This window comes from Brevundimonas sp. BH3 (assembly GCF_045345115.1).
Classification (GTDB): domain Bacteria; phylum Pseudomonadota; class Alphaproteobacteria; order Caulobacterales; family Caulobacteraceae; genus Brevundimonas.
Genome location: NZ_CP150796.1, coordinates 2738348 through 2763794, shown reverse-complemented (window position 1 = coordinate 2763794; position 25447 = coordinate 2738348). Strand labels below are relative to the sequence as shown.

General features: G+C 61.3%; 24 protein-coding genes. 18 read left to right on the top strand and 6 right to left on the bottom strand.

Annotation, left to right across the window (positions count from 1 at the left end):
• Positions 1 to 62: 62 nt before the first annotated feature.
• The 5 genes from WEU32_RS13510 to WEU32_RS13490 all read right to left on the bottom strand — a co-directional run bounded on the left by WEU32_RS13510 (position 63) and on the right by WEU32_RS13490 (position 6413).
• Positions 63 to 1052 carry a FecR domain-containing protein gene (locus WEU32_RS13510; RefSeq protein WP_312138844.1) on the bottom strand — a complete coding sequence of 330 codons (990 nt, stop codon included), beginning with the start codon at positions 1050 to 1052 and terminating at the stop codon, positions 63 to 65.
• On the bottom strand, positions 1049 to 1594 hold the full coding sequence (locus WEU32_RS13505) for an RNA polymerase sigma factor (protein ID WP_406852254.1): 546 nt from the start codon (positions 1592 to 1594) through the stop codon (positions 1049 to 1051). Before WEU32_RS13505 ends, WEU32_RS13510 begins: the two co-directional genes overlap by 4 nt.
• A gap of 108 nt (positions 1595 to 1702) precedes the next feature.
• The gene (locus WEU32_RS13500; protein WP_406852253.1) at positions 1703 to 3931 is read right to left on the bottom strand and encodes an ABC transporter permease; all 2229 of its coding nucleotides are present in this window, start codon (positions 3929 to 3931) and stop codon (positions 1703 to 1705) included.
• 50 nt (positions 3932 to 3981) lie between these two features.
• Positions 3982 to 5022, bottom strand: a complete 1041-nt coding sequence (locus WEU32_RS13495) for an HlyD family secretion protein (protein ID WP_406852252.1) — start codon at positions 5020 to 5022, stop codon at positions 3982 to 3984.
• The gene (locus WEU32_RS13490; RefSeq protein WP_406852251.1) at positions 5019 to 6413 is read right to left on the bottom strand and encodes a TolC family protein; all 1395 of its coding nucleotides are present in this window, start codon (positions 6411 to 6413) and stop codon (positions 5019 to 5021) included. The genes WEU32_RS13495 and WEU32_RS13490 overlap by 4 nt, the downstream gene beginning before the upstream one ends.
• A gap of 452 nt (positions 6414 to 6865) precedes the next feature.
• Here WEU32_RS13490 and folP point away from each other — a divergent pair, with 452 nt between their 5' ends.
• From folP to WEU32_RS13465, 5 genes are all read left to right on the top strand, one after another.
• A complete protein-coding gene (folP, locus tag WEU32_RS13485) occupies positions 6866 to 7708 on the top strand; it encodes a dihydropteroate synthase (protein ID WP_406852250.1) in 843 nt (280 codons plus the stop codon).
• Positions 7705 to 8067, top strand: coding sequence for a DMT family protein (locus tag WEU32_RS13480; RefSeq protein ID WP_406852249.1), 363 nt, complete (start codon positions 7705 to 7707; stop codon positions 8065 to 8067). The genes folP and WEU32_RS13480 overlap by 4 nt, the downstream gene beginning before the upstream one ends.
• Before the next feature lie 56 nt (positions 8068 to 8123).
• Positions 8124 to 8468 carry a multidrug efflux SMR transporter gene (locus WEU32_RS13475; RefSeq protein WP_312138855.1) on the top strand — a complete coding sequence of 115 codons (345 nt, stop codon included), beginning with the start codon at positions 8124 to 8126 and terminating at the stop codon, positions 8466 to 8468.
• A 170-nt stretch (positions 8469 to 8638) separates the two neighbouring features.
• Positions 8639 to 9427 carry a bifunctional hydroxymethylpyrimidine kinase/phosphomethylpyrimidine kinase gene (thiD, locus tag WEU32_RS13470; protein WP_406852248.1) on the top strand — a complete coding sequence of 263 codons (789 nt, stop codon included), beginning with the start codon at positions 8639 to 8641 and terminating at the stop codon, positions 9425 to 9427.
• Complete coding sequence (locus tag WEU32_RS13465) at positions 9397 to 9999, top strand: nucleotidyltransferase family protein (RefSeq protein ID WP_406852247.1); 603 nt, start codon at positions 9397 to 9399, stop codon at positions 9997 to 9999. The genes thiD and WEU32_RS13465 overlap by 31 nt, the downstream gene beginning before the upstream one ends.
• A gap of 77 nt (positions 10000 to 10076) precedes the next feature.
• Here the strand turns inward: WEU32_RS13465 and WEU32_RS13460 are convergent, their stop codons facing one another.
• Positions 10077 to 10481, bottom strand: a complete 405-nt coding sequence (locus WEU32_RS13460) for a hypothetical protein (RefSeq protein ID WP_312815762.1) — start codon at positions 10479 to 10481, stop codon at positions 10077 to 10079.
• Positions 10482 to 10790: 309 nt separating this feature from the next.
• Between WEU32_RS13460 and WEU32_RS13455 the strand changes: the two genes are divergently transcribed.
• The 13 genes from WEU32_RS13455 to WEU32_RS13395 all read left to right on the top strand — a co-directional run bounded on the left by WEU32_RS13455 (position 10791) and on the right by WEU32_RS13395 (position 25432).
• The gene (locus tag WEU32_RS13455) at positions 10791 to 11132 is read left to right on the top strand and encodes a hypothetical protein (RefSeq protein WP_406852246.1); all 342 of its coding nucleotides are present in this window, start codon (positions 10791 to 10793) and stop codon (positions 11130 to 11132) included.
• 23 nt (positions 11133 to 11155) lie between these two features.
• Positions 11156 to 11836 (top strand): response regulator transcription factor, encoded by a 681-nt coding sequence (locus WEU32_RS13450; protein ID WP_312138863.1) that lies wholly within the window; start codon positions 11156 to 11158, stop codon positions 11834 to 11836.
• Between the two features lie 5 nt (positions 11837 to 11841).
• Positions 11842 to 13293 (top strand): sensor histidine kinase, encoded by a 1452-nt coding sequence (locus WEU32_RS13445; protein ID WP_406852245.1) that lies wholly within the window; start codon positions 11842 to 11844, stop codon positions 13291 to 13293.
• 108 nt (positions 13294 to 13401) lie between these two features.
• Positions 13402 to 14388, top strand: a complete 987-nt coding sequence (locus tag WEU32_RS13440) for a hypothetical protein (RefSeq protein WP_406852244.1) — start codon at positions 13402 to 13404, stop codon at positions 14386 to 14388.
• Positions 14385 to 14771, top strand: coding sequence for a hypothetical protein (locus WEU32_RS13435; RefSeq protein ID WP_406852243.1), 387 nt, complete (start codon positions 14385 to 14387; stop codon positions 14769 to 14771). The genes WEU32_RS13440 and WEU32_RS13435 overlap by 4 nt, the downstream gene beginning before the upstream one ends.
• A gap of 17 nt (positions 14772 to 14788) precedes the next feature.
• Positions 14789 to 15634, top strand: coding sequence for a c-type cytochrome biogenesis protein CcmI (gene ccmI / locus WEU32_RS13430; protein ID WP_406852242.1), 846 nt, complete (start codon positions 14789 to 14791; stop codon positions 15632 to 15634).
• Positions 15635 to 15645: 11 nt separating this feature from the next.
• The gene (ccmE, locus tag WEU32_RS13425) at positions 15646 to 16125 is read left to right on the top strand and encodes a cytochrome c maturation protein CcmE (RefSeq protein WP_312138870.1); all 480 of its coding nucleotides are present in this window, start codon (positions 15646 to 15648) and stop codon (positions 16123 to 16125) included.
• Positions 16126 to 16129: 4 nt separating this feature from the next.
• A complete protein-coding gene (locus WEU32_RS13420; RefSeq protein WP_406852241.1) occupies positions 16130 to 18121 on the top strand; it encodes a heme lyase CcmF/NrfE family subunit in 1992 nt (663 codons plus the stop codon).
• Positions 18118 to 18612, top strand: coding sequence for a cytochrome c-type biogenesis protein (locus WEU32_RS13415; protein ID WP_312138873.1), 495 nt, complete (start codon positions 18118 to 18120; stop codon positions 18610 to 18612). Before WEU32_RS13420 ends, WEU32_RS13415 begins: the two co-directional genes overlap by 4 nt.
• Before the next feature lie 161 nt (positions 18613 to 18773).
• Positions 18774 to 20312, top strand: coding sequence for a Do family serine endopeptidase (locus WEU32_RS13410; RefSeq protein WP_312138875.1), 1539 nt, complete (start codon positions 18774 to 18776; stop codon positions 20310 to 20312).
• 96 nt (positions 20313 to 20408) lie between these two features.
• Entirely contained in the window at positions 20409 to 21080 is a 672-nt protein-coding gene (locus WEU32_RS13405; protein WP_312138876.1) for a response regulator transcription factor, read from the top strand.
• Positions 21081 to 21088: 8 nt separating this feature from the next.
• Complete coding sequence (locus tag WEU32_RS13400; RefSeq protein WP_312138877.1) at positions 21089 to 22501, top strand: HAMP domain-containing sensor histidine kinase; 1413 nt, start codon at positions 21089 to 21091, stop codon at positions 22499 to 22501.
• Positions 22502 to 22510: 9 nt separating this feature from the next.
• On the top strand, positions 22511 to 25432 hold the full coding sequence (locus tag WEU32_RS13395) for a bifunctional [glutamine synthetase] adenylyltransferase/[glutamine synthetase]-adenylyl-L-tyrosine phosphorylase (protein WP_406852240.1): 2922 nt from the start codon (positions 22511 to 22513) through the stop codon (positions 25430 to 25432).
• Positions 25433 to 25447 lie beyond the last annotated feature (15 nt).

The window sequence follows — 25447 nt, the reverse complement described above, 5'->3', positions numbered from 1 at the left end:
GACGCAAGCCGGTCCTTGTTTTTTCAGCCGCGCGGCTGATTTCATTAAAGCTTCAATATAACTTAGTTATTCAATGCGATTTGAAGTTCGCCGTCCGCAGTGGGATGGCGCACCAGATGTCCGTTCAATTCTTGCGCGAGGCTTTCCAGCGCGTGCGGAATCTGCTCGATGGTGAAGGCGGCTGTTACCCTGTGTGCGCCCAGTTCTGGCGAAGCGATCGTCACACCGGGCTGGTAATAGCGGTTCACCTCGGTCACGACGTCTGACAGCGGCTGGTCAATGAAACTGAAACGCTGACGTCGCCATGGCGCGACGCTCGCAGGATTGATCGCGGCCCGTTTCAATACACGACCACGTAATGTCGCGCGTTCGCCCGCGGCAATGACGGTTTGTTCGCCTGTAGCGGTAGCGGTCACGCGCACCCGCCCCTCTTCGACGAAAACTTCGGGACCGTGATCGCCCAGTCGTACCTCGAAGGCGGTCCCCAGCGCCTCGGCCTTCAGCCCCGCGCCGATCACGGTGAAAACCCGCGTCTCGTCGCGCGCCACATCGAAAAAAGCTTCGCCTGCGTCCAGCCGCATATGGCGCATCCGCTCGCCGACACGGGTGGCCAGAATCGACCGCCCGCCCAATGACACGCGCGAGCCGTCTTCCAGCGACAGATGACGGATTTCGCCCACCTCGGTTTCGAACCTGCGCCGTTCGCCGCTGGACAGCTGAATGGCCAATGGCGTCAATGCCACCGTACCCAGCCCCGCGGCTATAGCCATAAATGCCCTTCGCGATGGCAGCATCTTTCGAGGCGGAGCCTTGGATTTTGCGACAGGAATGACCGTTTGTGTCTGGCTCAGACTTTGCTGGTTGAGCGTTTGCGACCAATCCAGTTGCGCCCACAAGGTCTCGGCTTCGGCATAGGCTGCCGCATGTTCAGGCGATGCCGCAAGCCAGGCCCGGAATGCGCGGTTATCGGTGGCCCTGACCTGACCGCCATTGTTCAGCACCAGCCATTCCAGGGCTTGTTCGATCGGGGCTGCATCATTGTGCACCGTCATGCTGCCTCCGTCCCGCGCATTTGTAGAGCACGACGCAGTTCGAGCAGTGTTCGCGCGATGGTACGGCTGATGTCGGCGGCAGAGCGCCCCGTCAATTGCGAGATTTCCGCATAGGTCAAACCTTCGATCCGGCTCATTCTGAGCAATTCACGTGCCTGTGGGTCCAGTGCCTGAATGCCACGATCCAGAGCGTCCTGCGCTTCGCGCTTCAACAGGGCTTCCTCGGGGCTGATTTCGTGCTGCGGAGGCGTCGTATCGGCCAGAGCTTTCCAACGTCGTTTCTGGCTCGCGGCGCGGCGGATGGCGTCTTTCAAAGCGTTACGCGCCATAACAAATAAAAAGGCACGGGGGTCTGCCACATTGTCCCGGTTTTCCAGCGTACTGAAACGCAGGAAGGCTTGCTGAAGGGCATCGTCGACGCCGTCCTGTTGCGCACCATAACGACGAACCAGTGCGGTGCGGATCTCTACGCCATAACGTGCGAGAAGATAATTTAACGCACGACCCTCACTGCGCGTGCCTGTGTGCCTTTCGTCTGCCATAGCTTTGCCAGCACCCCATCCCTGGGCTGGCTCTGCGGGCGCGTGATAAAATATACTTCACCGTAGCGTAAAAGTTTTTTGAAGACTGGTTTTCAATTGAGCTGCGTATCACGCCCTTTTGCGCAAACGCGTAGCTGCGACCACAGCGCCACCATAGACAATAAAAAGTACGCACAGGACGATGACGCTGTTCGAGACTTCACCCAAGCTCGCTCCCATAGCATTCATTGGGACAAAGGCTTGAACAGCGGCAGTTGAAGGCGACAGATAGGCCAGCCAAACCAGAAATGGCGGCATCATAAAGTGAGGCCATGCGGCTCCGGCGAGAAAGAACAAGGGCGCCGAGGTTCCGACCAATACCTGTAGCACACGCTCATGTCGGTCAAATATGCGACCGAGCAACAGGCCCAATGCGGCGACACTGCCGGAAAATACCGGTGCCAAAAGGACCACGCCCCATAGGTCACCCGCGCGAGGATAATCCTGAAACCAGAAGACAAAGCCGAAATAGAAGAGGCATGACAAGGTGCCGATTGTGGTCAGGGCCAGCCAAAGCCCCAGCTTGGCGCTTGCCTGCAGGGCAGGCGCGCCTGTCTCGCGGCGCAAGGCCATAATGACCCCTGCGCCGAGCAGCAGCGTTTGTTGCAAAATGATCAGGCTCACTGCGGGTACAGCATAATCGCCATAGCCTTGCGTCGGATTAAAAAGGGATTGTTGCCGGATCGTGGGCGCGAGCTTGGCGGCCCGCGCGGTTTCCGGCACGCCTTGCAGCGCAACCTCTGCAACCTCGGCCGAAGCCCCGGCTACGGCCTTGCCGACGGAGGTTACGCGAACCAGATAACCCCCATTGAGCCAGACCGCGATACCGTCAGGATGACCGGATGCCAGACGTGCTTCGAAATTATCGGGCAGTATAATGGCTCCATCAATCACGCCTTGGCGCATCATTTGTCGGGCTTGAAGCGGGGTTTGCAGCACAGCGGCTACGTCTAGTGCGTGCGAGGCGTTCAGATTCTCGACCAGCTTGTCGCTCAGCGGCGTCCGTGCGGGCGTGACAATGGCGACCGGCAGTCCGACGGCTGTTTGCCCTGTATAGGCGGCGGGATAATAGAAGGCGTACAGCACGACGGCGAGGATCAGAAGGCTGCTGACCGGACGTGCACGGGGCAAATTGCGGAATGTCGCGATAAAGGCCGCCCGAATGCCGCGAGTAGGTAGATTAAAGGTCAGGGCTTCTGTCTTGGGGGCGCGTCCTGCGCGCCAGCGAACCATCAATATGGTCAGGATCAGAGCCACCAGTGCGATAGCAACCAGAATGAACAGATCATGCCACGCTGTACCGGGGGCGGCACCCGTAACCATCTGGCCGGTCTGTAAGCGCAGATAGTGGGTATAGGGCAGGATGTCGCTCCAGATACGGGCGAAACGTGGTCCATGATCCAGTGGCAAGGTGCCGTTGGAAAAAGCTATTGCTGCGCCCGAATAGATGGCGGTCGCAGAAAACGCCATGTCGATGTCACCGAGCAGGGCAACCAGAAAGCCTGACAGGATTACGCTGATCGCTATGAGCGTGGCCATACCCAGCAATAATAACGGCATAGAACCGGCAATACCCCAGCCGCGCACGCCGCACAGCCAGCCAATCCATGCCAGTCCCCACAGTGTGAAGATGACGAAATGGGGCAGCAGATGCCCGATCAGACTGGTCGCGGTCCGGCCATTAGAGACCTTTCTGAGGTTTTGAAACGAGCCACCGTGCAAGAGACGCCCGGCGGCCAGAACGGCCGAACAGGCCGCAAGCAGGTGCAGTACGCCCGGGGCCAGCAATCCGCCGAGAAATAACTCGAAGCTCAACTGGGGATTGCCGATGATAGAGACTTGGACAGAAGGAGGCTCAAGACCGGTGGCGGGCAAGCCCATGTGGCGGGCGCGGGTTTCCAGTTGGGAGGTTGCCGCTGCCGCGATGGCGGTATTCTGGCCCAATGCCGACAGCGCTCCGATCGTCTGGAATGCACCGTTAAAATGAACCGTTACCTGTTCGGGGCGGCGATAGGCTCCCTCGCTAAACCCTGCCGGAAAGTGGGCAATACTGTAGACCTTACCCTGCCGCATCAGGGCGACAGCTTCGTCAACAGTGGCAGGGCTGTAGGCGACGCGGATGGTCGGTACGGCCTGCATATTTCGTATGGCTTCGCGGCTGAAGGCCGAATTGTCCTGATCGACTACAGCGACCGGCGCGTTTCGTATGACCCCTGAAGAGAGCATGGAGGCGATGACAGCCAGCAGCAATAAAGGCAGTCCGAAAGCGACAAAAGCATCCCAGGGTTTACTGACCAAACGCCAGCTTTCGGCGCGGACGGCTGTAAGAAAAACCGCCGTACCTTTCTTCATTGGGATGACCAGTCAAACAGGACGCTCATCCCGGGGCGCAAATTCTCGATGCTCTGCACAGGACGGGCCTTTACTTGAAAACTGCGTACGTCATACCCGCTGGACTGGCGGGTCGAACGGAAGGTGGCAAACTCGCCCTGAGGGCTGATAGCTGTCACCTTGAACGCAACATTCTCCAGTCCCAAAGCCGGGACATCGCCGCGTACTGTGGCACCGGTTTTCAGATTGCGAAACTGGTCCTCGCGTACGCTGAAAACGACCCACGGGTTGGCTATATCCACGATGGTGAAAATCGGAACACCGGTCAGGACCAGTTCCCCGACATTGGAGAAGCGCTCCGAGATTTCGCCACCATGCGGCGCAAGAAGGCGGGTTTCTCCTCTGAGGCTTTCCGTTTCGGCCACGGCAGCGCGCGCGCCTAGAACATTGGCATCTGCAACAGCTTTTTCCTGCGGGCGGGTGCCTGCGATGGCCTTTAGATATTGTTGGCGGGCGGCTTCGCTTTGTGAGGCTGTGGCAGCGCGAGCGGCGACCGCTTCGTCGCGCCGTTGAGCTGAAATTACCCCTTCGGCAAAGAGGGTTTGCGCCCGTCTGGCGGTCTGGTCGGCCAGTTGCGCCGTGGCCTGTGAGGCCCGCCAGATAGATTCTAGGGTTTGGACATCTTCTTGCCGCGCGCCCTCACGGGCAATGGACTGCATGGCCTGGGTGGACTGAAGCAGGGCGCGGGCCTGCGCATCCTTGGCCTCGACCTCCGGACTGTTCATGATCGCCAGTTCCTGTCCGAGGGTAACCTGTTGTCCCTCGGAAACCAGAAAGCGTTCTACGCGGCTGGGGATTTTGGTGGCGACGGTAAAAGTCTCGGCCTCCACCATGCCCTGTACCTGTTCCTTTGGCGGGCGTGCTGCCAGAAACAGACCGAAGATAATAAAGCCGACCAAAAGGATCAGGCCCGCCCCGACGAGCCAGGCCAGAGGTGACTTCGGGCGAGGGCGGTACGACGGAATATGCGTTTCGGGTGAGGGGGGCGTCTCGCTCATGGTGCGCTGATCCGGTCGTCGCGTTGCATGTAATCGTTCAAAGTCTGTTCACTGCCGGCTGCGGCCAGAAGCGCTGCAAGGCTCAGGTCATATTCATAGGCAGCGGCCGCTCTTTGCAGACGTGCCGTGCCCAGCAGATTTCGGGCATCGATAACAGCCGAAGCGGTGGCCTCGCCCTCTCGAAAGCCGATTTCCTGAACGCGCAGGTTTTCCTGCGCGGCCTCCAGACTGCTGTCCATGGTTAGAAACTGGCGGCGGGCCAGTTCAACCTGATTATAGGCCCGCGTCACCAGAAGCCGGGCGTCGTCGCGTGCCTGACGCTCTATTTCTGTGGCAGCCGAGGCCTGTGCGCGGGCGGCCCCCATCATGTTCCGCCGGTCCAGCGACGACATGAGCGTATAACGGGCACCGACACCAAAGGCCCAGTCAGGCTCCATCGGCAAGGCGCGATCTGTATTTAAGTTGTAGGATCCAAAGGCATAGACGGACGGCTTGAAGCGCGAAGCAGCCAGATCTGCGCCCGCCTCTGCCAGTTCGCGACCGGCTTGGGCCTGCGCGATGCGAGCATTGGATTGTCCCGCATTGTCCAGAAAGTCATGTGCCGCGCCGACAGGATTGCGATTGACGAATAGGGGTGTCGTCGTGGCGACCGGTATTTCCGTATCGACGAGATTGGCCAGAGAGGCGACGGCGTTCTGGTGTTCCAGTTCTGCGCGGTTTACCTGTCTTTGGGCACTGTCCCGCGCCACTTCGACCTGCAGGGTCTGGGCGTGGCTCAGCATTCCTTCGTCCCGCATGCGTCGGGCATTGTGCAGATGCAGGTCAAAACCGTCACGGGTTTCAATGGCAATCTTCAGCGCTTCTGCGGCCAATACCTGTCCGAAATAGGCCCGCGCCAGATTGACGCTTTCGAGGCTGTGCGCTTCCAGTTTACGAGCTTGGGCCAGTTCGACATTGGCGGCTGCGGCGCGTCTCAGCGCGGGTATGGCACCGCCTGTATAAATAGGCTGGAGCGCTGTCACCGTCGGTCTGATGGCGGTGTCTTCGATTTGCAGACGCACATCGCTTGGCAGCGCCGTAAAGATTTCAGGCAAGGCAGCCTGAAGTCTCTGGCCTATAGCCTCCAGAACCTCTCCGGGAATTCCGGGCAGATCGGAGACAAGGCCGGGAAGAGCTTGGCCTAGATCGGTTTGGGCCTGATCCAGAGTATCCGACAGCGATATGTCGAAGGTTTTGCGATAGCGGATGGCCTGGGCGTCCAAAGAAATGGTGGGCCTGTTCAGCCGTGCTGCCACATTGGCATGGGCTTCGGCAGCGGTGACACCATACTCTGCCGCACGGGACAGCCCTGATGTTGCTCTCAGGCGGGCTTGCGCATCGCTATATGACATCGAGACAGCTTCGCCCGATGTTTGGCTGTCAGAAGTTTGAGCAAAAGTGCCAGTCGGCAATGCGCACGATAGAATAAATGCTAACGTTACAATACGAGCATTTGATCTATGTGATGCTGCGTGCATTTGAACGTCTCGATGATATTCGGGTTATTAATTCTGCTTTGGCGGGATTTAAATATGATGAATAGCATTGTTTCTAGCCTTCCATAGCGGCCTCTCAGCAAACAAGAAAACCTTTGCATTCTTGTCTTGAAAATAGGCTTTGGCCCGCGCCGAAGACATCAGATCAGTGGATCGGTCATTGACGGTGCAGGGAGGAGTTTTTCCTGTGCAACCCGGTCTGAGGACCTCTCAGTGACAAGTCCAGCACTGTGTTGACGCACAGCTGAAGAAGGCCGACAGGCTGGGATCAAATCTGGCATTTCTATATTGATCGGGAACCTGGTCGCATGACGCTGAAAACTCTGTTGTCGCTACGGAACAACCCGCGGCCTCTGGTCATGGGAATCCTCAATGTGACGCCTGACAGTTTTTCGGACGGGGGCCGTCATGATGCGCCTGACGCAGCATTGTCTCATGCGCGTAAGCTGATCGCGGACGGGGCGGATGTTTTGGATATTGGCGGGGAAAGCACGCGTCCTGGCTCGGATCCTGTCAGCGCTGCCTTGGAAACCGACCGTGTTGCGCCGGTGATCGAAGCCCTCGCGCGTGAATGGGACGGCGTCATCAGTATCGACACGATGAAGCCGGAAGTCGCGCGCGTCGCTGTGGCAGCAGGGGCGACGGTGTGGAATGATGTGTCGGCTCTGCAATATGCGCCCGACAGTCTGTCGACGGCGGCCGAGTTGGGCTGTGAAGTGATCCTGATGCATATGCGCGGGAATCCCAAAACCATGCAGGACGCGCCCTCTTATGAGGATGTGGTGGCCGAGGTCTGTCAGGACCTATCCGCTCAGGCCATGTCGGCGCTTGCGGCGGGGGGCAAGCCTGAAAATATCTGGCTGGATCCGGGTATCGGATTTGCTAAAAACCTCGACCACAATCTGGCCCTGACCGCCAATCTGCGGGCCATATGTGATCTGGGTTATCCGGTCCTCTATGCCGCCAGTCGCAAGCGTATGATCGGCGAGATCGATCCGTCGGCAACCCATGCCAGTGACAGACTGGGCGGTACGGTCGCTTTGCATTTGGAAGGCGTGTGTCAGGGGGCGGCTATGGTGCGGGTGCATGATGTGCGCGAAATGGTGCAGGCCTTGAAGGTTCAGGCTGCGATCAACGGGGCGCGCGCATGACCTTGGGGGTATCGCCCTATATTACGCCTATAGCGCTGCTGGCCATTTCGAACGTCTTTATGACCTTTGCCTGGTATGGGCACCTGAAGGGCGATCCGAAGCCTTTGTGGATTGCCGTGCTGTTGAGCTGGGGGATCGCTTTTTTTGAATATTGGCTGGCCGTGCCTGCCAACAGGATCGGACACACCGTCTATTCCGCAGCGGAACTCAAGACGATGCAGGAAGTCATTACCCTTGCCGTCTTTGCCGGTTTCTCGGTGCTGTATCTGGGCGAGAAGCTGACGATCAATCATCTGGTCGGCTTTGCCTTTATTGCTCTGGGGGCGTGGTTCATTTTCAGGGGACCGCTAGGAAGCTGAAATGGGAAGCTGAAAGCGGGCTTGCTCTTGGGGGCTGTTTCGCCCATCACGCGCCCATGACCTGGTTGCTATCTCTTAATCCGTGGCTCGTCCTGATCGTGGCGGGTGTGTTCGAAGTCATGTGGGCTTCGGGAGTGAAATATGTCGGGGTGCAAAGACCGCTTATTTCACTGGGTGTTGCTGTGGCTCTGGCTGCCAGCATGGTGGGCCTGTGGGCGGCGACCCAGAAGCTGCCGGTCGGTACGGCCTATGCGGTGTGGACCGGCATTGGTGCGGTTGGTGCGGCCGTCGTCGGCATTGTCATCTATCAGGAACCGGCAACGGCTATCCGCGCCGTGTGCATCCTGCTGATCGTCTGCGGTATTGTGGGTCTGAAGCTGTTTTCGGGTGCAGGCGCATGACGGGTCAAGAAACAAAACCCGCTCAAGCAGAGAGTGACCGTGTCACGAGCGGTAGCGAACTAGAACTCGCTCAAGCAGCGATTGACCGCGTCACGAGCGGTAGCGAACTAGAACCCGCTCAAGCAGTGAGTGACCGCGTCACGAGCGGTAGCGAACCAAAAAGAGGCCGTGTGCTGGTGATCGCAGGATCGGATTCCGGCGGTGGTGCCGGCATTCAGGCCGACATCAAGGCCATCACCATGCTGGGCGGGTTCGCGGCGACGGCCGTGACGGCGATTACGGTGCAAAATACACTGGGGGTGCACGGGGTTTATCCTTTGCCACTGGATGTCATCACCGCTCAAGCGCGTTGCGTACTGGAAGATATCGGCACCGATGCGGTGAAAACCGGCATGCTGGGGACGGTCGATGTGGTGGAAACCGTTGCTACTCTTCTGGACGAGGCCAAGGCACCGGCGGTGGTCGATCCGGTGATGATCGCCAAGGGCGGACACCCGCTGCTGCCCGATCTGGCGGTCGAGGCGGTCAAGTCGCTGATGATCCCGCGTGCGGCGCTGCTGACGCCCAATGCACCCGAGGCCGAGGCTCTGACGGGTATTACTGTGGCGGACATTGATGGCCAGCGTCGGGCGGGCGAGGCCCTGTTGAAAATGGGAGCCAAGGCGGTTCTGATGAAGGGGGGCCACGTCGCGGGTGATACGGTCATTGACCTTCTGATGACGCCCGATGGCGAAACGGTTCTGGAAACCGAGCGCATCCATTCCATGCACACGCACGGTACGGGCTGCACTCTGGCCAGTGCCTGTTCAGCGGGCATCGCCAAGGGGCAGGACTTGCCGGTCGCAGTCGCTGCGGCCTGGGCCTATGTGGCCGAGGCGATCCGACGTGCGCCGGGTCTGGGCGGCGGACATGGTCCGCTGGATCATGCATGGCCGGTTCGCGAGTTTACCCGTCGATGAGCCAGGCGGTGCTCGAACAACGGCTCAAGGATATTCTGTCCTCTGATCCGGTGATGATGCAGGTGCTGCAAGGTACGCGTGAACTACAACTGCCGGACTGGCGGGTGTTTTCGGGCGCGGTCTATCAGCGGGTTTGGAACCATCTGACAGGACGCGCGGTCGATTACGGCATCAAGGACTATGACATCGGCTATTTCGATGCCGATACGTCATGGGATGCCGAGGATGTCTGGATCAAACGCTTTGCGGGCCATTTTGACGGTCCTTTGTCGGAACAGGTCGAGGTCCGTAACCAGGCCCGCGTCCACCTGTGGTTTCCCGACAAGTTCGGTCAGCCCTATACGCCTCTGACCGGTACGGACGAGGCGTTGCCGCGCTTTGTGGCACCGTGTTTTGCGGTGGGGGTGCGTCTGGAAACCGATGGCGAGATCAGCATCGCGGCTCCATTTGGTCTGGAGGACATGTTCAACCTGACCATTCGTCCGACGCCGGAACGACCCGTCGCCAAGGATTGGGACAGGATCATCACCAAGCTTCAGGCTCGTTGGCCGGAGCTTGTGACGCATAGATAAAGGGCGCGATCCCTTTTCAGAAATCGCGCCCCTTGAGCGGTCCGGTGACAGGGAGAAGAACCGCCCAAATCCGGCTGTTAGTGGCGGTAGCCGTTGTTATAATCGCGACGGTATTCCTGACGCAGTTTGCGTTCCAGACGCTGCTCGACGCGGTCATACTGACGATCCAGCGTGCGGATCTCGCGACGGTCCAGACCACCGCGCATCATGCCTTGTTCCATGCGCACCACATTTTGCAGTTCGCGCTTCAGGCTGATGGCGTCGTCGCGGTCCAGACGGCGGCTGTCACGGGCGCGATCGATGCGGCGATCCAGTTCAACCTTGCGATAGCGCAATTCGCGGCGGTCTTGCTGACGTTCATAGGACGGGGCGTGGCGATAGTCGTGCGCACCATAGGACTGGGCCGAGGCAACAGTCGGAACAGCACCGGCAAGGGCGGCGATGGCCATGACCGGGATCATAAAGGACTTCATCTTGCTCATCTGGGGCTCCTTTCCGAGCGATGCCGCAGAGGGGCTCCCTGCGGCGTTGATCCCAGAAAAGCAGACCGAGGCTGATCCGTATCTGAACAGTGCGCGTCAGAAACGGTTCATGTGTATGAAATCGCTGACAGACTTTGTGCAGCGCTGTAGATTCACTCTTTCATGGGGCCGAAAGAAAAACTGGCCCGAACCGACGGGATGGGCTTTAATCAGCGTGTTAGTGTTATACAGCCAAGGTGATTGAGGGCTGCGTAATGTTAAACTCCGCGTTCAGCCTATGTTCAGAGGCGAGAGCCTAAACCGGCAGACATGATGTCCATTCGAGCTCTTTTGATTGCCGCCTTGATCGCTGTCGTTCCCGCAACGGACGCAGTGGCCCAGTCGCGTGACCAGTCGCGCGAACGGGATCGTTATGAACAGCGTGACAACCGCGGCCATGACCGTGGCAGTCAGCGCGATAGCCGTGACAACCGTGGCCAACGCGCTAATCCCGGTCAGGTCGCCCGCGAGGTCCAGAATGGCCGCCCGGGCCGTATGCTGGGCATGCGTGAACGCGGTGACGACTATACGGTGCGCTGGGAATATCCCGGTGGCCGTGTGTCCGACATCGAGGTGGACGGCCGCTCGGGTCGCCCTCGCGGTGACGACTGATTTTCTTAAAGGGTAAATGATCCATGCGTGTTCTTCTGGTCGAAGACGATGTTGACCTGTCGCGCCAGTTGAAAACGGCGCTGTCGGATGCCGGTTATGCGGTGGATCATGCCCCCGATGGCGAAGAGGCCTGGTTCCTCGGCGATACCGAACCCTATGATGTGGTGGTGCTGGATCTGGGCCTGCCCAAGATTGACGGCGTCTCGGTGCTGGAGCGCTGGCGCCGCGAGGGCAAGACCACGCCGGTTCTGATCCTGACGGCGCGGGCCGCATGGTCGGACAAGGTGGCGGGCTTTGATGCCGGTGCCGACGACTATCTGACCAAGCCCTTCCACACTGAAGAACTGCTGGCCCGTCTGCGGGCGCTGCTGCGCCGTTCGGCGGGCCATGCTACCTCGACCCTGTCGTGCGGCGGCTTGCGCCTTGATCCGCGTGCGGCGCGCGCGACCGTCAATGGCGAGCCGCTGCGCCTGACCTCGCTGGAATACCGTCTGCTGCACTATATGATGATGCATCAGGGCCGCGTCATCAGCCGCACCGAATTGGTCGAGCATCTCTACGATCAGGATTTCGATCGCGATTCCAACACCATCGAGGTGTTTGTGGGCCGCCTGCGCAAGAAGATTGGCTCGGACCGTATCGAGACGGTGCGCGGGCTGGGCTATCGCCTGTCGCCGCTGGCCGGCGAAAGCGATGCGGGCTGATTTAAGTGCCTGAGAGCGAGGCCGAAACCACAGCCAAGCCGGTCGCCTCTGCCGTAAAGAACAGTTGGGGTCGCTTGCGGCCGGGGCGTTCGCTCACCCGTCGCCTGATCTGGCTGGCGGCAGCATGGATTTTTGTGGCTCTGATCGTCACAGGCGGTGTGCTGACATCGGTGTTTCAGGAATCGGCCCTGCGACGTCTGGGCAGTACGCTGAATGATACGATCGACGAGGTGGTGGTGGCGGCCAGTATCACCCCCGAAGGCCATCTCTATGTCGGTGAAATCCGTGATGCGCGAACCGAACGTTTGTTGTCCGGTAAATACTGGATGGTGGCCGAACCCGATATAGACGGCACGCTGAAGGTGGTGGCGGGGTCTGAATCGCTGGGGGGGCTGACCCTAGCCTATGGGCCGGACCTGCTGGATCGTCTGCACAATGCCTTTGGACAGACCTTTAGCTATAGCACCGAGGACGGCCCCAAGGGCGAGCCTTTGCGGATTGCTGCCAGTATCAAAACCTTGCCCGGACGTGTTGAGCCGGTCGTGTTTATGGCCGCTATCGACCGCACCGATGTGGATGCCGATACGCGCCAGTTTGCCACGGTGACGTGGGTGGCCTTGTTGTTGATGGGGCTGGGTCTTGTGGCGGCCGTGTTTGTGCAGGTGCGGGTGGGTTTGCGTCCGCTCTATGATCTGGACCAAGCCATTGCCGAGGTCCGCCGCGGTCGCACTAACCGCGTAGGCGGGGTCTATCCCCGCGAAATCCAGCCTCTGGCCGATCAGGTCAACCTATTGCTGGACCATTCTCAGGAAACGGTCGAACGCCAGCGCACCCATGTCGGCAATCTGGCCCATGCGTTGAAAACGCCTCTGGCAGTCATGCTGGCCGAGGCGGGCACCAAGGACGGGCAACTTCAGGACATTGTCCGCCGTCAGGCACAGGTGATGCGCGATCAGGTGGAACACCATCTGCGCCGCGCCCGCGCTGCGGCTCGCGCCGCGCATGGCCTTGGTGAAAGCACACCGGTCGAAGATGTGCTGGACGAATTGGCCGTGATGATCGAGCGGGTGTTCGAAGAAAAAGGCGTCGAGATCGACTGGCGCGCGCCCGAAGGGTTGAACTTCCGGGGCGAGCGTCAGGACTTGCAGGAAATCTTCGGGAACCTGATCGAAAATGCCGGCAAATGGTGCAAACGCCGCGTGCGGGTTCTGGCAGGGCCTTCGGTGCCGGGCCAGATGGTGGTGGTTGTCGAGGATGACGGCCCTGGCATTCCTGAAGACCAGCGCGATACGGCGCTGAAACGCGGTACCCGCATGGACGAAGCGACACCTGGCACCGGACTGGGGCTGTCGATCGTGGACGAACTGGTGCGGGCCTATGGTGGACGTATGACGCTGGGGCATAGCGATATGGGCGGTTTGAAAGTGGTCTTGGAACTGCCTTCCGCCGAGGGTTGATTTCGCAAGCCTACAAACTGAAAGCACCGCAAGAACACGCCGTTAACCGACGCTGCTGCATAATCAGCATCAAGTTTTGAGCCGATTGGAGCTGACCGGAACCTGTTTATGGCGGAGCTGACACCCGCGCATAGGGTCGCTTTGGGAGAGGTCATTACGCGCAGTCCCGATCATATCCTGTCATTGCTGGAATCAGCCGTGGCGGACATGGCCGGTTCGCGCGCCGAAGCCGTGCGTCTGATGATGGCCGAGGAAATCAGGGACCGTCTGCGGCGCGATCAGGTTTTGCGTCCGATATTGCCGCTGTTTCGCGACCGTGTGGATGGCATGCAGGGGTTCGTCCTGCCGATACGTCTGCGCGATGATCTGTGGCGGGCGGCCAAACGCAACGAGCCGGAATTGTTACCCAAGCTCGATTATGACGACGATCTGGCGCGAATGATTTGTGACCGCCTGTGTCAGACGGCTGCGGCGGCCTTGCGCGATCACGGGACCAAACTCTGGCCCGCTGGAACATCCGATGACAGGAAGCGTCTGGCGCGGATACTCGATGTGGCGGGTATTGCCCGCACATCATTAAAGCGTCTGCCTGACTGGCAGGGCCGGATCGACGCTGAAGAAGCGGCCGAGTTGAAACTGGCTCTGAGGCAGGCACAGGCCGTGGGCGATGACGGCCCTGACTGTCTGATGGAAATCTATTTTGCCCATCTGCGCGAGGGCCTGCAGGTCTTGCGTCTCGCCGAACACGCGGCCGCACTGGGCAGTCCGTCCACCAGTCTCTCACAGGGCAGTTATGCCGTGTTTGTCGATCGGGTCATGGCGACGCTGCTCGAGAAGGCAGACCTTATCGTCGCCTTCGATATTGCCGAGGGGCCTAACGGGGTTCTGGCCTTCCGTGACCGTTTGAACTGGCTGGCCACAGCATTGAAAGAGTTTGACGTGGTTGTCGTGCCACGTGCCGACAGTGTGTGGGCGCGCACCTTGCGCCACCAGAAACTGCGGCTGTCGATGTCGCTGACCGAGCGTTTCAAACTGGCCGACGATGCAGTGGATGCCCTTTTGCCGCAGGAAAAACCACATTGGCAGGGCGAATGACACGGGCCGTGCCGCATCTGGCGGCCCCGCTGGACGATGACGGGGTGGAGCGGGCACGGCTACTGGTCGGGGTTCTATCGACCACACACGGTCCGGCGGCGGCGATGGGGTGCGAGAGTGAACGGCGTCAGACCGTAGAGGGCATTATCGGCCGTATCTCGAACTGGTCGGGCGAGGCGCTGGATCTACTGAACAAGCACGATGTGTCCGATGGGGGGCGACTGGCCAGACGACGCTTGCAGGTCATGGTCGATTTGCTGCAACTGGCAGGGGGCAAGGATGCCGCTCGCACGGTGCGGCGGCGCTTGGCCAGTCTGGGCCCCGGCCCGGGTTCAGGTGCGGCATCGCGTGGCGTCTTACCACCCTCGCTTCGTCAGGCCTGATCCGCTAAAGCGACGTAATGATGATCTTCTGGATCCTGACCGCGACATTGACGGCGCTTGCCGGACTATTGGTTCTGACGGGCGCACGCCGTGGCGCGGCCCGCCTTGCTGCGCCTGATGAAGCCGAAACCGACCGCCTTTCGGGCGCGCGCGAACTGGCCGAGCTGGACCGGATGAAGGCGCGTGGCTTGTTGGACGAGGCCGCATGGACGGCGGCGCGTGCCGAATCCGGTCGTCGCATTCTGGCGGCACGCCGCGCCGAAGGCCGGTTGGCGGTCACACCGCGTGATGGCCTGTGGGTTCTGTGCGGTGTAGGCGCAACTGCGGCTCTGGCACTGGGCCTTTATATGGTGGTCGGCGCGGCCGGTTACGGCGATCAACCCTATCAGAAGCGCGTGGCCGAATGGGCCGCCAATCCGCAAGGGCTGGACCCGTCACAGGTGGCGGCGGTCCTGACCGAGGTGGTCCGCAAGGAACCGGATGACGCGCTGGCCCTGTCCATGCTGGGCGCGGCCCGTTTCGAGGCAGGCGATACGGTGGGCGCGGCCTCTGCTTTCCGCCGGTCCCTGACGCTGAAACCCGATAATGCCCAGAACTGGGCGCGCTTGGGCGAAAGTCTGGTGCGGGCCAATGAGGGCCGTATCGGTCCCGATGCCGAGGCGGCCTTTGTTGAAGCAATCAAGCTTGACCCGAACCAGTTGGGCGCGCGCTACTTCCTCGGTGAAGCGGCGTTGGCGCGTGGCGATCTGGCTCGGGGTGAGGCGATGTGGGCCCCGATCTTGGCGGTTCTGGCCCCCAATGACCCGCGCCGTCCCGAGCTTGAAAAACTGCTGGCCGACGCCCGCGCCAAGGCCCAGAAATGACGTTTAGAACCATGAGCTGGCTTCCCAAATCTCCCAAAGCCCGTCGCCGCCTGTGGGTGGTGGCTGCGGCTGCACCCGTGCTGGCTCTGGCCGTGGGCCTGTCCCTGTGGGCGATGAAGGACAATGTGACCTTCTTCTATTCGCCCTCCGAAGTGACGGTGGAAAAGGTGCCGACGGGCCAGATGATCCGTCTGGGCGGTCTGGTGGTAGAGGGCAGTGTGGTCAAAAACACCGATGGTTCGGTGCGCTTTACCATCACCGATAACGAGGCCACGGCACCCGTACATTTCAAGGGCGACCTGCCCGACCTGTTCCGCGAAGGGCAGGGGATCGTCGCCCAAGGCCGCTATGGTCCCGACCGCACCTTCGAGGCCACGCAGGTTCTGGCCAAGCACGACGAAACCTATATGCCGCGCGAAGTGGCCGACCGCCTGAAGGAAACAGGTGAATGGCGTCCCGAAACCGGCTCATACCAACCGGCGGAGAAATAGGCGCGTGATTGTCGAGTTTGGCAGCTATGCCCTGATCCTGTCCTTTGCGCTCAGCGTGTTCGCCATGGCCATGGCGACATGGGGGCGCATCCGTCGCAATCCGGTGCTGGCGGGGGCGGCCTCGGCGGCGCTGCTGGCCTCGGCATTGGCCATTGTGGTGGCATTCGGCGCTCTGATCTTTGCCTACGTCACGTCCGATTTCTCGGTCGCGAACGTGGCTTTGAACAGCCATACCGACAAGCCATTGCTCTATAAGGTGGCGGGCGCGTGGGGTAACCACGAAGGCTCGCTGCTGCTGTGGTGTCTGGTGATGACGGCCTTTGGCGCGGTGCTGGGTCTGTCGCGCGGTCTGCCGTTCGGGCTCAAGACGTCGGCGGTGGCGGTGCAGGGCGCGCTGTCTTCGCTGTTTTTGGCCTTTGCGGCCTTCACCTCCAATCCGTTTGTGCGACTGGACGATATTCCGGTTCAGGGCAACTCGCTGAACCCCTTGCTGCAAGACCCGGCCTTGGCCATCCACCCGCCGCTGCTCTATGCGGGCTATGTCGGGTTTTCGGTCTGTTTCTCGCTGGCGGTCGCGGCCCTGATCGAAAAGCGTGTCGATCCGGCATGGGGGCGCTGGGTGCGTCCGTGGGCGCTGGCCTCGTGGGCGTTTCTGACGGTCGGTATCGCGCTGGGCAGTTTCTGGGCCTATTACGAACTGGGCTGGGGCGGCTGGTGGTTCTGGGACCCCGTTGAAAACGCCTCCTTCCTGCCGTGGCTGGCGGGCGCGGCCCTGTTGCACAGCGCCATTGTCACCGAGCGGCGCGGGGCGCTGGCGGGCTGGACAGTGTTCCTGTCCATTCTGGCCTACAGCTTCTCGATGCTCGGCGCGTTTCTGGTGCGCTCGGGCGTTCTGACATCCGTGCACGCGTTTGCGGTCGATCCCGAGCGCGGCATGATGCTGTTGGCTATTCTGGGACTGGCCGCTGGCGCAGCCCTGATCCTGTTTGCCATTCGTGCGCCCGCCATCCGTTCGATGGCGACCTTTGCGCCGGTCAGCCGCGAAGGCATGCTGGTCCTGAACAATCTGTTCCTGACCGCGGCAGCGGCCACGGTTCTTTTAGGCACGCTTTATCCGCTGCTGCTGGAAGCCACGACCGGCGCGACCATTTCGGTTGGCCCGCCCTATTTCAACGCGGTGTTTACGCCTCTGATGGCGGTGGCCTGTATCCTTTTGCCTGCCGGACCCTTGCTGGCGTGGAAGCGCGGCGATGCCAAGGGGGCGTTACAGCGCCTGCGTTTGGCTCTGGTATTGACGGTTGCAGGTGCAGGGTTGGCCTTCCTGCTGTTCGATCCGAAAAAGGCACTGGCTGCGGCCGGTGTCGGTCTTGGCCTGTGGCTGGTGTTCGGTGCGATCGCCGAGGTGGGCGAGCGCACCAAGCTGGCCCGCGCTCCGTTTGCGGAAACCCTACGCCGTGCGCGTAACCTGCCCTTGGGGGCATGGGGCATGGCGCTGGCCCATGCAGGCGTGGGTATCTTTATTCTGGGTGCGGTGGTCGAGACGGCCTTTAAGGTCGAGAGCGCCCGCGCTCTGCCGATCGGCGGCGAGATTTCGGCTGGCCCGTGGAAGGTGCAACTGAAAGACGTTCAGATCGTCGAAGGCCCCAATTATCTGGCCGAGCAGGGCCGACTGGCCGTGGTGGATGTGGAGGGCCAGAAGCGCGAGCGCGAAGTCACCTCCGAGCGACGCTTCTTCCCCGCCGGTGGTCAGACGACGACCGAGGTAGGTCTCGATTTTCGGGGTCTGGATGACGTCTATGTGGTGATGGGCGAACGTAGTGCCACCGATGCGGGCGAACCGGCGTGGGTCGTGCGGCTTTACTGGAATCCGTGGGCGCGCCTGATCTTTATTGGTCCGGCCCTGATGGCGCTGGGTGGCTTGGTGTCGCTGCTGGATCGTCGCCTGCGTGTGGGGGCAGGGCCGGGCACACGTCGCCGAAAGGAGGCCAAGGCATGAAGCGTCTGTTCGCAGCCTCGGCCATAGCGCTCTTGCTGGCGGGCAGCACAATGGCCGAACCGGTAGCGGCTCCCGATGTGGCCCTGACCGATCCGGCCGCCGAAGCGCGGGCGCGCGACTTGTTCGTCGATATCCGCTGTGTGGTCTGCCAGCACGAATCGATCGCTGACAGCCCGGCAGGGATCGCCGCCGACATGCGCCAACTGGTGCGCGAACAGATCCGCGACGGCAAGACCGATGCCGAAATCCGTCAGGATCTGGTGCGCCGCTATGGCGACTATGTGCTGTTCACACCGCCCTTCCGCTGGGGCACACTGATCCTGTGGCTGGGGCCGTTAATGTTGGTTGTGGGGGGCGGCCTGGTGTTCTGGGCCCGCAGTCGTCGTCGCAAGAATACCACTGCGCCTCTGGACGCTGCGGAAGAAGCCGAACTGGCCCGTTGGATCGCGCCTACGGACGCAACCACTAAACCTGAAAAACAAGACATCTAGAGCCGCCGTTTGGCCACGGTTGAGCCTTGGCTTTACCGTGGTCGAGGATAAACGATTTCAGCGCCTCATTCGCGTGTCAGCCATTGGCATCTGCGAATACGCCCTATATCCGTTATGCGGGGAATCCCGTGTATTCCCGATCTTAGACTACAAGGACGACGATGCTGAAACGCAAGGAGTTCATTCTGGGGGCCGCTGTGGGCCTGACCTTCGCCGCAGCGGCGACGGCGGGTGGCGTCATCCAGTGGCCGGGAGCCGAGGCGGCTCCCGTATCGGCTTCGCGCCTGGTCCCCTCGGCAGGGGCTGCAGGTCTGGCCTTTGCGCCGCCTCAGGGCGCGCCGCTCAGCTTTGCCGATATTTTCGAGCAGGTTGCGCCCGCCGTGGTGCAGATCGATGTGAAGACGCGCATACAGCGTCCGCGCACCATGCAGATGCCGGGCTTCCCGTTCCCGTTCATGGTGCCGCCGCAAGACAATGGCTCCAAGGTCGAGCCGGAAACCCAGCTGGCTCCGGGCAGCGGCTCGGGCTTCTTTATCTCGGCTGATGGTATCATCGTCACCAACAACCACGTTGTGGCCAATGCCGAGGAAATCAGCGTCAAGCTCAGCGACGGGCGCACCTTCAAGGCGCGCCTGATCGGTCGCGACGAGGCCTCCGATCTTGCGGTCATCAAGGTCGAGGGCAGCGCCTTCCCGTTCGTTTCGTTCGAAGAAGCCTCCGAACCGCGCGTCGGAGACTGGGTCATCGCGGTCGGCAATCCGTTCGGTCTGGGCGGCACCGCCACGGCGGGCATTGTGTCGGCCAAGTCGCGTGACATTGGTGGGGGTGTCGCCAACGACTTCCTGCAAATCGATGCCGCCATCAACCGCGGCAATTCGGGTGGCCCGACCTTTGACATCTATGGTCGCGTTATCGGTGTGAACACGGCGATCTTCTCGCCATCGGGCGGCAGTGTCGGTATCGGCTTTGCCATTCCGGCCAAGACGGCCAAGGACATTACCGACCGCCTGATCAAGGGTGAAACCATCGAGCGCGGCTATCTGGGTGTGCAGATCAGCGACCTGCAACCGGAAGTGAAAGAAGCGCTCGGACTGGATGCCAACACCAAGGGCGCGTTCGTGGCCCAGGTGACGGCAGGCTCTCCGGCGGCTGAAGGCGGCCTAAAGGAAGAGGATATTGTCACCTCGATCAATGGCGAGGCCGTTGATGGTGCTTCGGCGCTGACGCGTCGTGTGGCCAATGCCAAGCCGGGTGACCGTCTACGTCTGGAAGTGCTGCGTGAGGGCCGTCGCCAGACCGTGGACATCCGCGCCGGTCGCCGTCCGTCCGAGGAAAGCCTGAACAAGGAACTGGAAGGCGAAGAAACGCCGGAAGCTGCACCAAACGCAACGGTCGGCACCGAGATCGAGGGCGTGACCGTCACGGCCCTGACTGCCGCCCTGCGCCAACGCCACAATATCCCCGATGATGTGAACGGCGTGGTGGTCACGGCGGTCGATGCATCGTCCGAGGCGGGCAAGCTAGGCATTCCGGCGGGTCTGGTGATCTTCCGTGCCAATAACCGCGCGGTCACAACGCCCGCCGAGTTCCGCACGGCGGTCGAGGCTGCCCGTTCGGCGGGTCGTCCCAGCGTGCTGCTGATGGTTCGTTATCAGGGCAATAACCGCTCGCTGGTGCTGCCTCTGGCCAAGAAGGACTAAACCGGTGAAGTCGGATGGAAATCTGACGAAGCCTTAACTGTGGATTTCGGCGGCAATCGGTTATGTTTGCCGCCGATTTCTTTTCTGGAGGGGACAATGCGTATTCTGGTTGTCGAGGATGATGCCGAGGCTGCAACCGCCATGGTGCGCGGCCTGAGCGAGGCCGGGCACGAGGTCACCCATGCGGTCGATGGTGCCTTCGGTCTGCTGGAAGCGCAAAAGGGCGGCTATGAGGTCTATGTGGTGGACCGCATGATGCCGCGTCTTGATGGTATCGGCATGGTGGAAACCCTGCGTAAAGGCGGCGACCAGACGCCGGTTCTGTTCCTGTCGGCGCTGGGCGAGGTCGAGGACCGCGTGGTGGGCCTGAAAGCCGGTGCCGACGACTATCTGGTCAAGCCTTATGCCTTTGCCGAACTGATCGCCCGCGTCGAGGCCCTTAGCCGTCGCCGCGAAACGGGTGGCGTGCAGACCGTGCTCAAGGTTGGTGATCTGGAAATGAACCTGATCGCCCGCACCGTGCACCGCTCGGGGCAGGATATCGACCTGCAACCGCGTGAATTCCAGCTCTTGGAATATCTGATGCGTAATGCGGGCCAGTCGGTGACGCGCACCATGTTGCTCGAAAAGGTGTGGGAATACCATTTCGACCCCCAGACCAATGTCATCGACGTGCATATCAGCCGCCTGCGTTCCAAGATCGACAAGGGCTTTGACCACGCCATGCTGCAAACCGTGCGCGGCGCGGGGTACCGGCTGGAGGCCTAAGCCCTCACATGCGTCTGCCATCCCTTTTTAGACGGACGCCGTTTCGTCTGACGCTGCTGTTTCTGGCCCTGTTTGTGGCCACGGCCAGCGCGGTGATGGCCTATGTCTATATGGCCTCGGCGTCAGAGGCGCGGGCGCGGGCCGAGGCCAGTGTGCGCGCGGAGGTGGAAACCCTCGTGGCCATCTACCGGACGCGCGGCGGCGATGCGCTCAACCAGGCTCTGGTGGATCGCACCCTGCGCGGGGATAAATATCTGTACCGTCTGCGCGATGCCGACGGCAAAGTCGTTACGGCTAATATTTCGGACATTCCCGACGGCGTGGACAGTGGCGAGTGGGAAACCTTCCGCCTGACCGACACCGATCCCGAAGGGCGGGTGCAGAAACGCCAGTCCATCGGCATCGACACGGCGCTGTCGGGCGGGGAACATTTATTCGTCGGCGAGGATGTCGGCGATATCGAAGCCTATCTGTCGCGCCTGACCCAGGCCCTGTGGCTGGCCATGTTCTTTGTGCTGGTGCTGGGCATTGGCGGTGGTCTGCTTGTCAGCCGCCGCGTGGAAGTAGCGATGGGACGTCTGAACCGCGTGGTCGGTGCCGTGCAGGAAGGCAATCTGAAGGTTCGTGTCCCCGTCAAACATTCGGGTGACGAACTGGACGAGCTGTCCATCGGCCTGAACACCATGCTGGACCGGCTCGAAGGCTCCATGGCCTCCATCCGTCATGCGGGTGATGCTATTGCCCATGACCTGCGCTCGCCGCTGACCCGTATGCGGGCCAAGCTGGAGGTGGCGCTGATCGATGCCGAGGCGGGCCGGATTTCCGGCGTCGATGCACTGGAGCTGGCCTTGGGCGAGGCCGACAGCCTGCTCAAGACCTTCAACACGGTTCTGGCCATTGCCCGCCTTCAGGCCGGTGGTGCGCCCGATCCCAAGGTGTTCGATGCCGCCATTCTGGGCCGCGATATGGCCGAGCTTTATGAATATGCGGGCGAGGAAAAAGACATAGAATTCGCCTCTGAAATCCAGAGCGATCTGTTCGTCGAGGGCAATCATCCCTTCCTCGCTCAGGCTTTGGCCAACCTGATCGACAACGCCATCAAATACACACCGGCGGGCGGGGCGGTCATGTTCCGCGCCCGTCGCAAATCCAATGGCGAGATCGAATATTCGGTCACCGATAACGGCCCCGGTATTCCCGAGGAAGACCGTGAACGGGTGCTGCAACGCTTTGTGCGTCTGGACAGCAGCCGTACCGAGCCCGGCTCGGGTCTGGGCCTGTCGCTGGTGACGGCTGTGGCCGAGGCCCATTGCGGGCGGATCGAATTGGCCGAGGGGCCGGGCGCTTATGATGGACGCGGCCCCGGTCTTCGTGTTGCACTGGTCCTGCCGCCTGCCGAGGCACCCGATCAAACCGCCTGACGAAACAGTATGACCCTAGACACCCAGTCCCTGATCGCCCGTATCAGCCCGTGCGGCCCTGTCAGCGATCCGGACGCGGCGGAACGCTTGTATGAACAGTTGTTCGAGGCGGCGCGCGAGCAGGACTGGCAGGATGATCTGGAAGCGGCATGGCCATCACTGGCTCCCGTGTTTGCAGCCTCGTCCTATCTGGGCGGGATCGCCCGACGCTGGCCACAGATGCTGCATGCCATTCTGCTGGCCGATCCTGACCAGCGTCTGGAAGGCCTGATCGCTGAAACCCTGACGCTGGAAGGCGGGCCGGAGGACACCAAGTCCCCTTTGCGCCTATTCAAGGCCGAACTGCATCTGATGACGGCGTTAGCCGATCTGGGCGGGGCCTGGTCGCTGGATCAGGTCACCTCGGCCATTGCTCGTTTTGCCGATGCGGCGGCGCAGACGGCCTTGCGTTCAGCAGCCTCAGACTGGCGCAGACGCGGCAAGCTGTTGTCGGACGCTGATGATCCGCGCGGCCCTGTGCCCGGCCTGTTTGTGCTGGCCATGGGCAAGGGCGGTGCGTTTGAACTGAACTATTCGTCCGATATCGATCTCAGCCTGTTTTATGACCCCGATGTGCTGACGGCGGTACTGGATGACAGCGTGGAGGTGCAGAACTTCTGCAACCGCCTGGCACAGGGCATGGCGACCCTGCTGACCGAGCGGACGGGCGAGGGCTATGTGTTCCGCGTGGACCTGAGACTGCGTCCCGATCCGTCCTCGACACCGCCTGTGGTGTCGGCCCCGATGGCGCTGGCCTATTATGAGAGCGTCGGCCAGAACTGGGAGCGGGCCGCCTTTATCAAGGCCCGCGTCTGTGCCGGTGATATGGCGGCGGGCGAGGTGTTTCTGGACCATCTCCAACCCTTTATCTGGCGCCGTAGCCTCGATTATCAGGCCGTGCTGGATATCCAGTCGATCAAGAAACAGATCCATACCTATAAGACGGGCGAAGGGTTGGAGGCGGCGGGGGCTAATCTGAAACTGGGGCGCGGTGGTATCCGCGAGATCGAGTTCTTCGTCCAGACCCAGCAACTGATTCTTGGCGGGCGCAATCCGGCCCTGCGTAGCCCGCGCACTCTGGAAGCTCTGGCTGCTCTAACCGAGGCTGGCCACGTCACGCCCCAAACCTGCGAGCAGTTGAATGCCGCCTATCGCGTGCTGCGTGATCTGGAACACCGCGTGCAGATGCTGGAGGACGAACAGGCCCACGCCCTGCCGGTCGATGATGACCGACGCGCCAAGGTGGCAGCGCTATATGGTCAGGATGATCTGGCCGCGTTCGACCGCCATATCGGAGAGCTGCTGGTCAGTGTGAACCACATCTATGGCCAGTTGTTCGAGGGCGGAGAACAATTGTCCTCCGAATATGGCAGTCTGGTTTTCACCGGCGTTGAAAACGACCCCGGCACTCTGGAAACCCTGCGCCGTATGGGCTTTGTCGAGGCGTCCAGTGTCTCCGACACAATCCGCAGCTGGCACCATGGCCGTATTCAGGCCACGCGCACGGCAAGGGGGCGCGAACTGTTCACCCGTCTTGCCCCGCGCCTTCTGGAAGCCGCAGCCGCGACCGGCGCGCCCGATGTGGCCTTTACCCGTTTTGCGACCTTCTTTTCCGGCCTGAAAACTGGCGTGCAGGTGCAGGCCCTGTTCCTGAACCAACCGCGTCTGTTCGACATGGTGGTGGGGATCATGGCCTTTGCGCCCCGTCTTGCACGGGTACTGGGGCGTCAGCCACAGGCGTTGGACGGCGTACTGGATGCCCGCTTCCTAACCCCGCTAGGTGAAGATACGGGGGTGGCGACCGAGCTTGTCGAGGAAGCCGCCGCGGCCGAGGATTTTGAAAGCGCGATGAATGTGGTGCGCCGCCATCACCGCGAGCAGGCCTTCCGTATCGGGATGAATATTATCACAGGCCGTGTCTCGGCCTGTCAGGCGGGGTGGACCACCACATCGCTGGCCGATGCCTGTATTCAGGCCCTGTCGCGTGCGGCCCTGATCGAGGCGGCCCGCATGGGCGGTGCACTGGAAGGCGGCGAAGTGGCGGTGGTGGCTATGGGCAAGGCTGGATCACGCGAGATGTCGCTGGGGTCGGACCTTGACCTGATGACCATTTATAACGCGCCGGCGGATGCCATGAGCGCCCAAAAGGGCTGGAGCCCCGAAACCTTTTATGGCCGCTTTACCCAGAGACTGATTGCGGCCCTGTCGGCGCATACGGCCGAGGGCGGGCTCTATGAGGTGGATATGCGTCTGCGTCCGACCGGCTCCAAGGGACCGGTCTCGGTGCATCTGAACAGCATGGTCGACTATTATGCCCATGAAGCCCACACATGGGAGTTCATGGCCCTGACGCGAGCACGGGTGGTGTGGGCCACCAGCGAAGCCTTTGGTGAAAAGGTTCAGCAGACACTCGAAGGCGTGCTGCGCCGCCCGCGCCCCGGTGTCGATGTCGCCGCCGATGTCCGCAAGATGCGCGATCTGATGGAGCGCGAACGTCGCGCCAGAGGCTTCTGGGATTTGAAGCTCAGCGCGGGGGCACAGGTCGATGCCGAGTTTGTCGGCCAGTACCGCCAGTTGATGCAGGCGGCATCGGGCGGCCCCCTTACCCAGTCGACGCTGGAGGCCTTGAAAGATGATCCGGTCATGGCCCGCACATGGATGCTGCACCAGCATGTCGGGCAGGTAATGACCTGCGCTTTTGGCGAGCGGGTGGACCTTGATCTGGAACCGGCGGGCTTTCAGCAGAAACTGGCCGAGGTGGTCGGAGAGCCCGATTTTGCGACGCTGAAGGCAAGCTTGACCAATATCCGGCAACAGGCGCGGGCGCATCTGGATCAGGTTCTGCCGTCGCCGCTTGCGACCCCCGATGAGGGCAGAGCGACGGAAAACTGATTCGTGTGCGTTCAA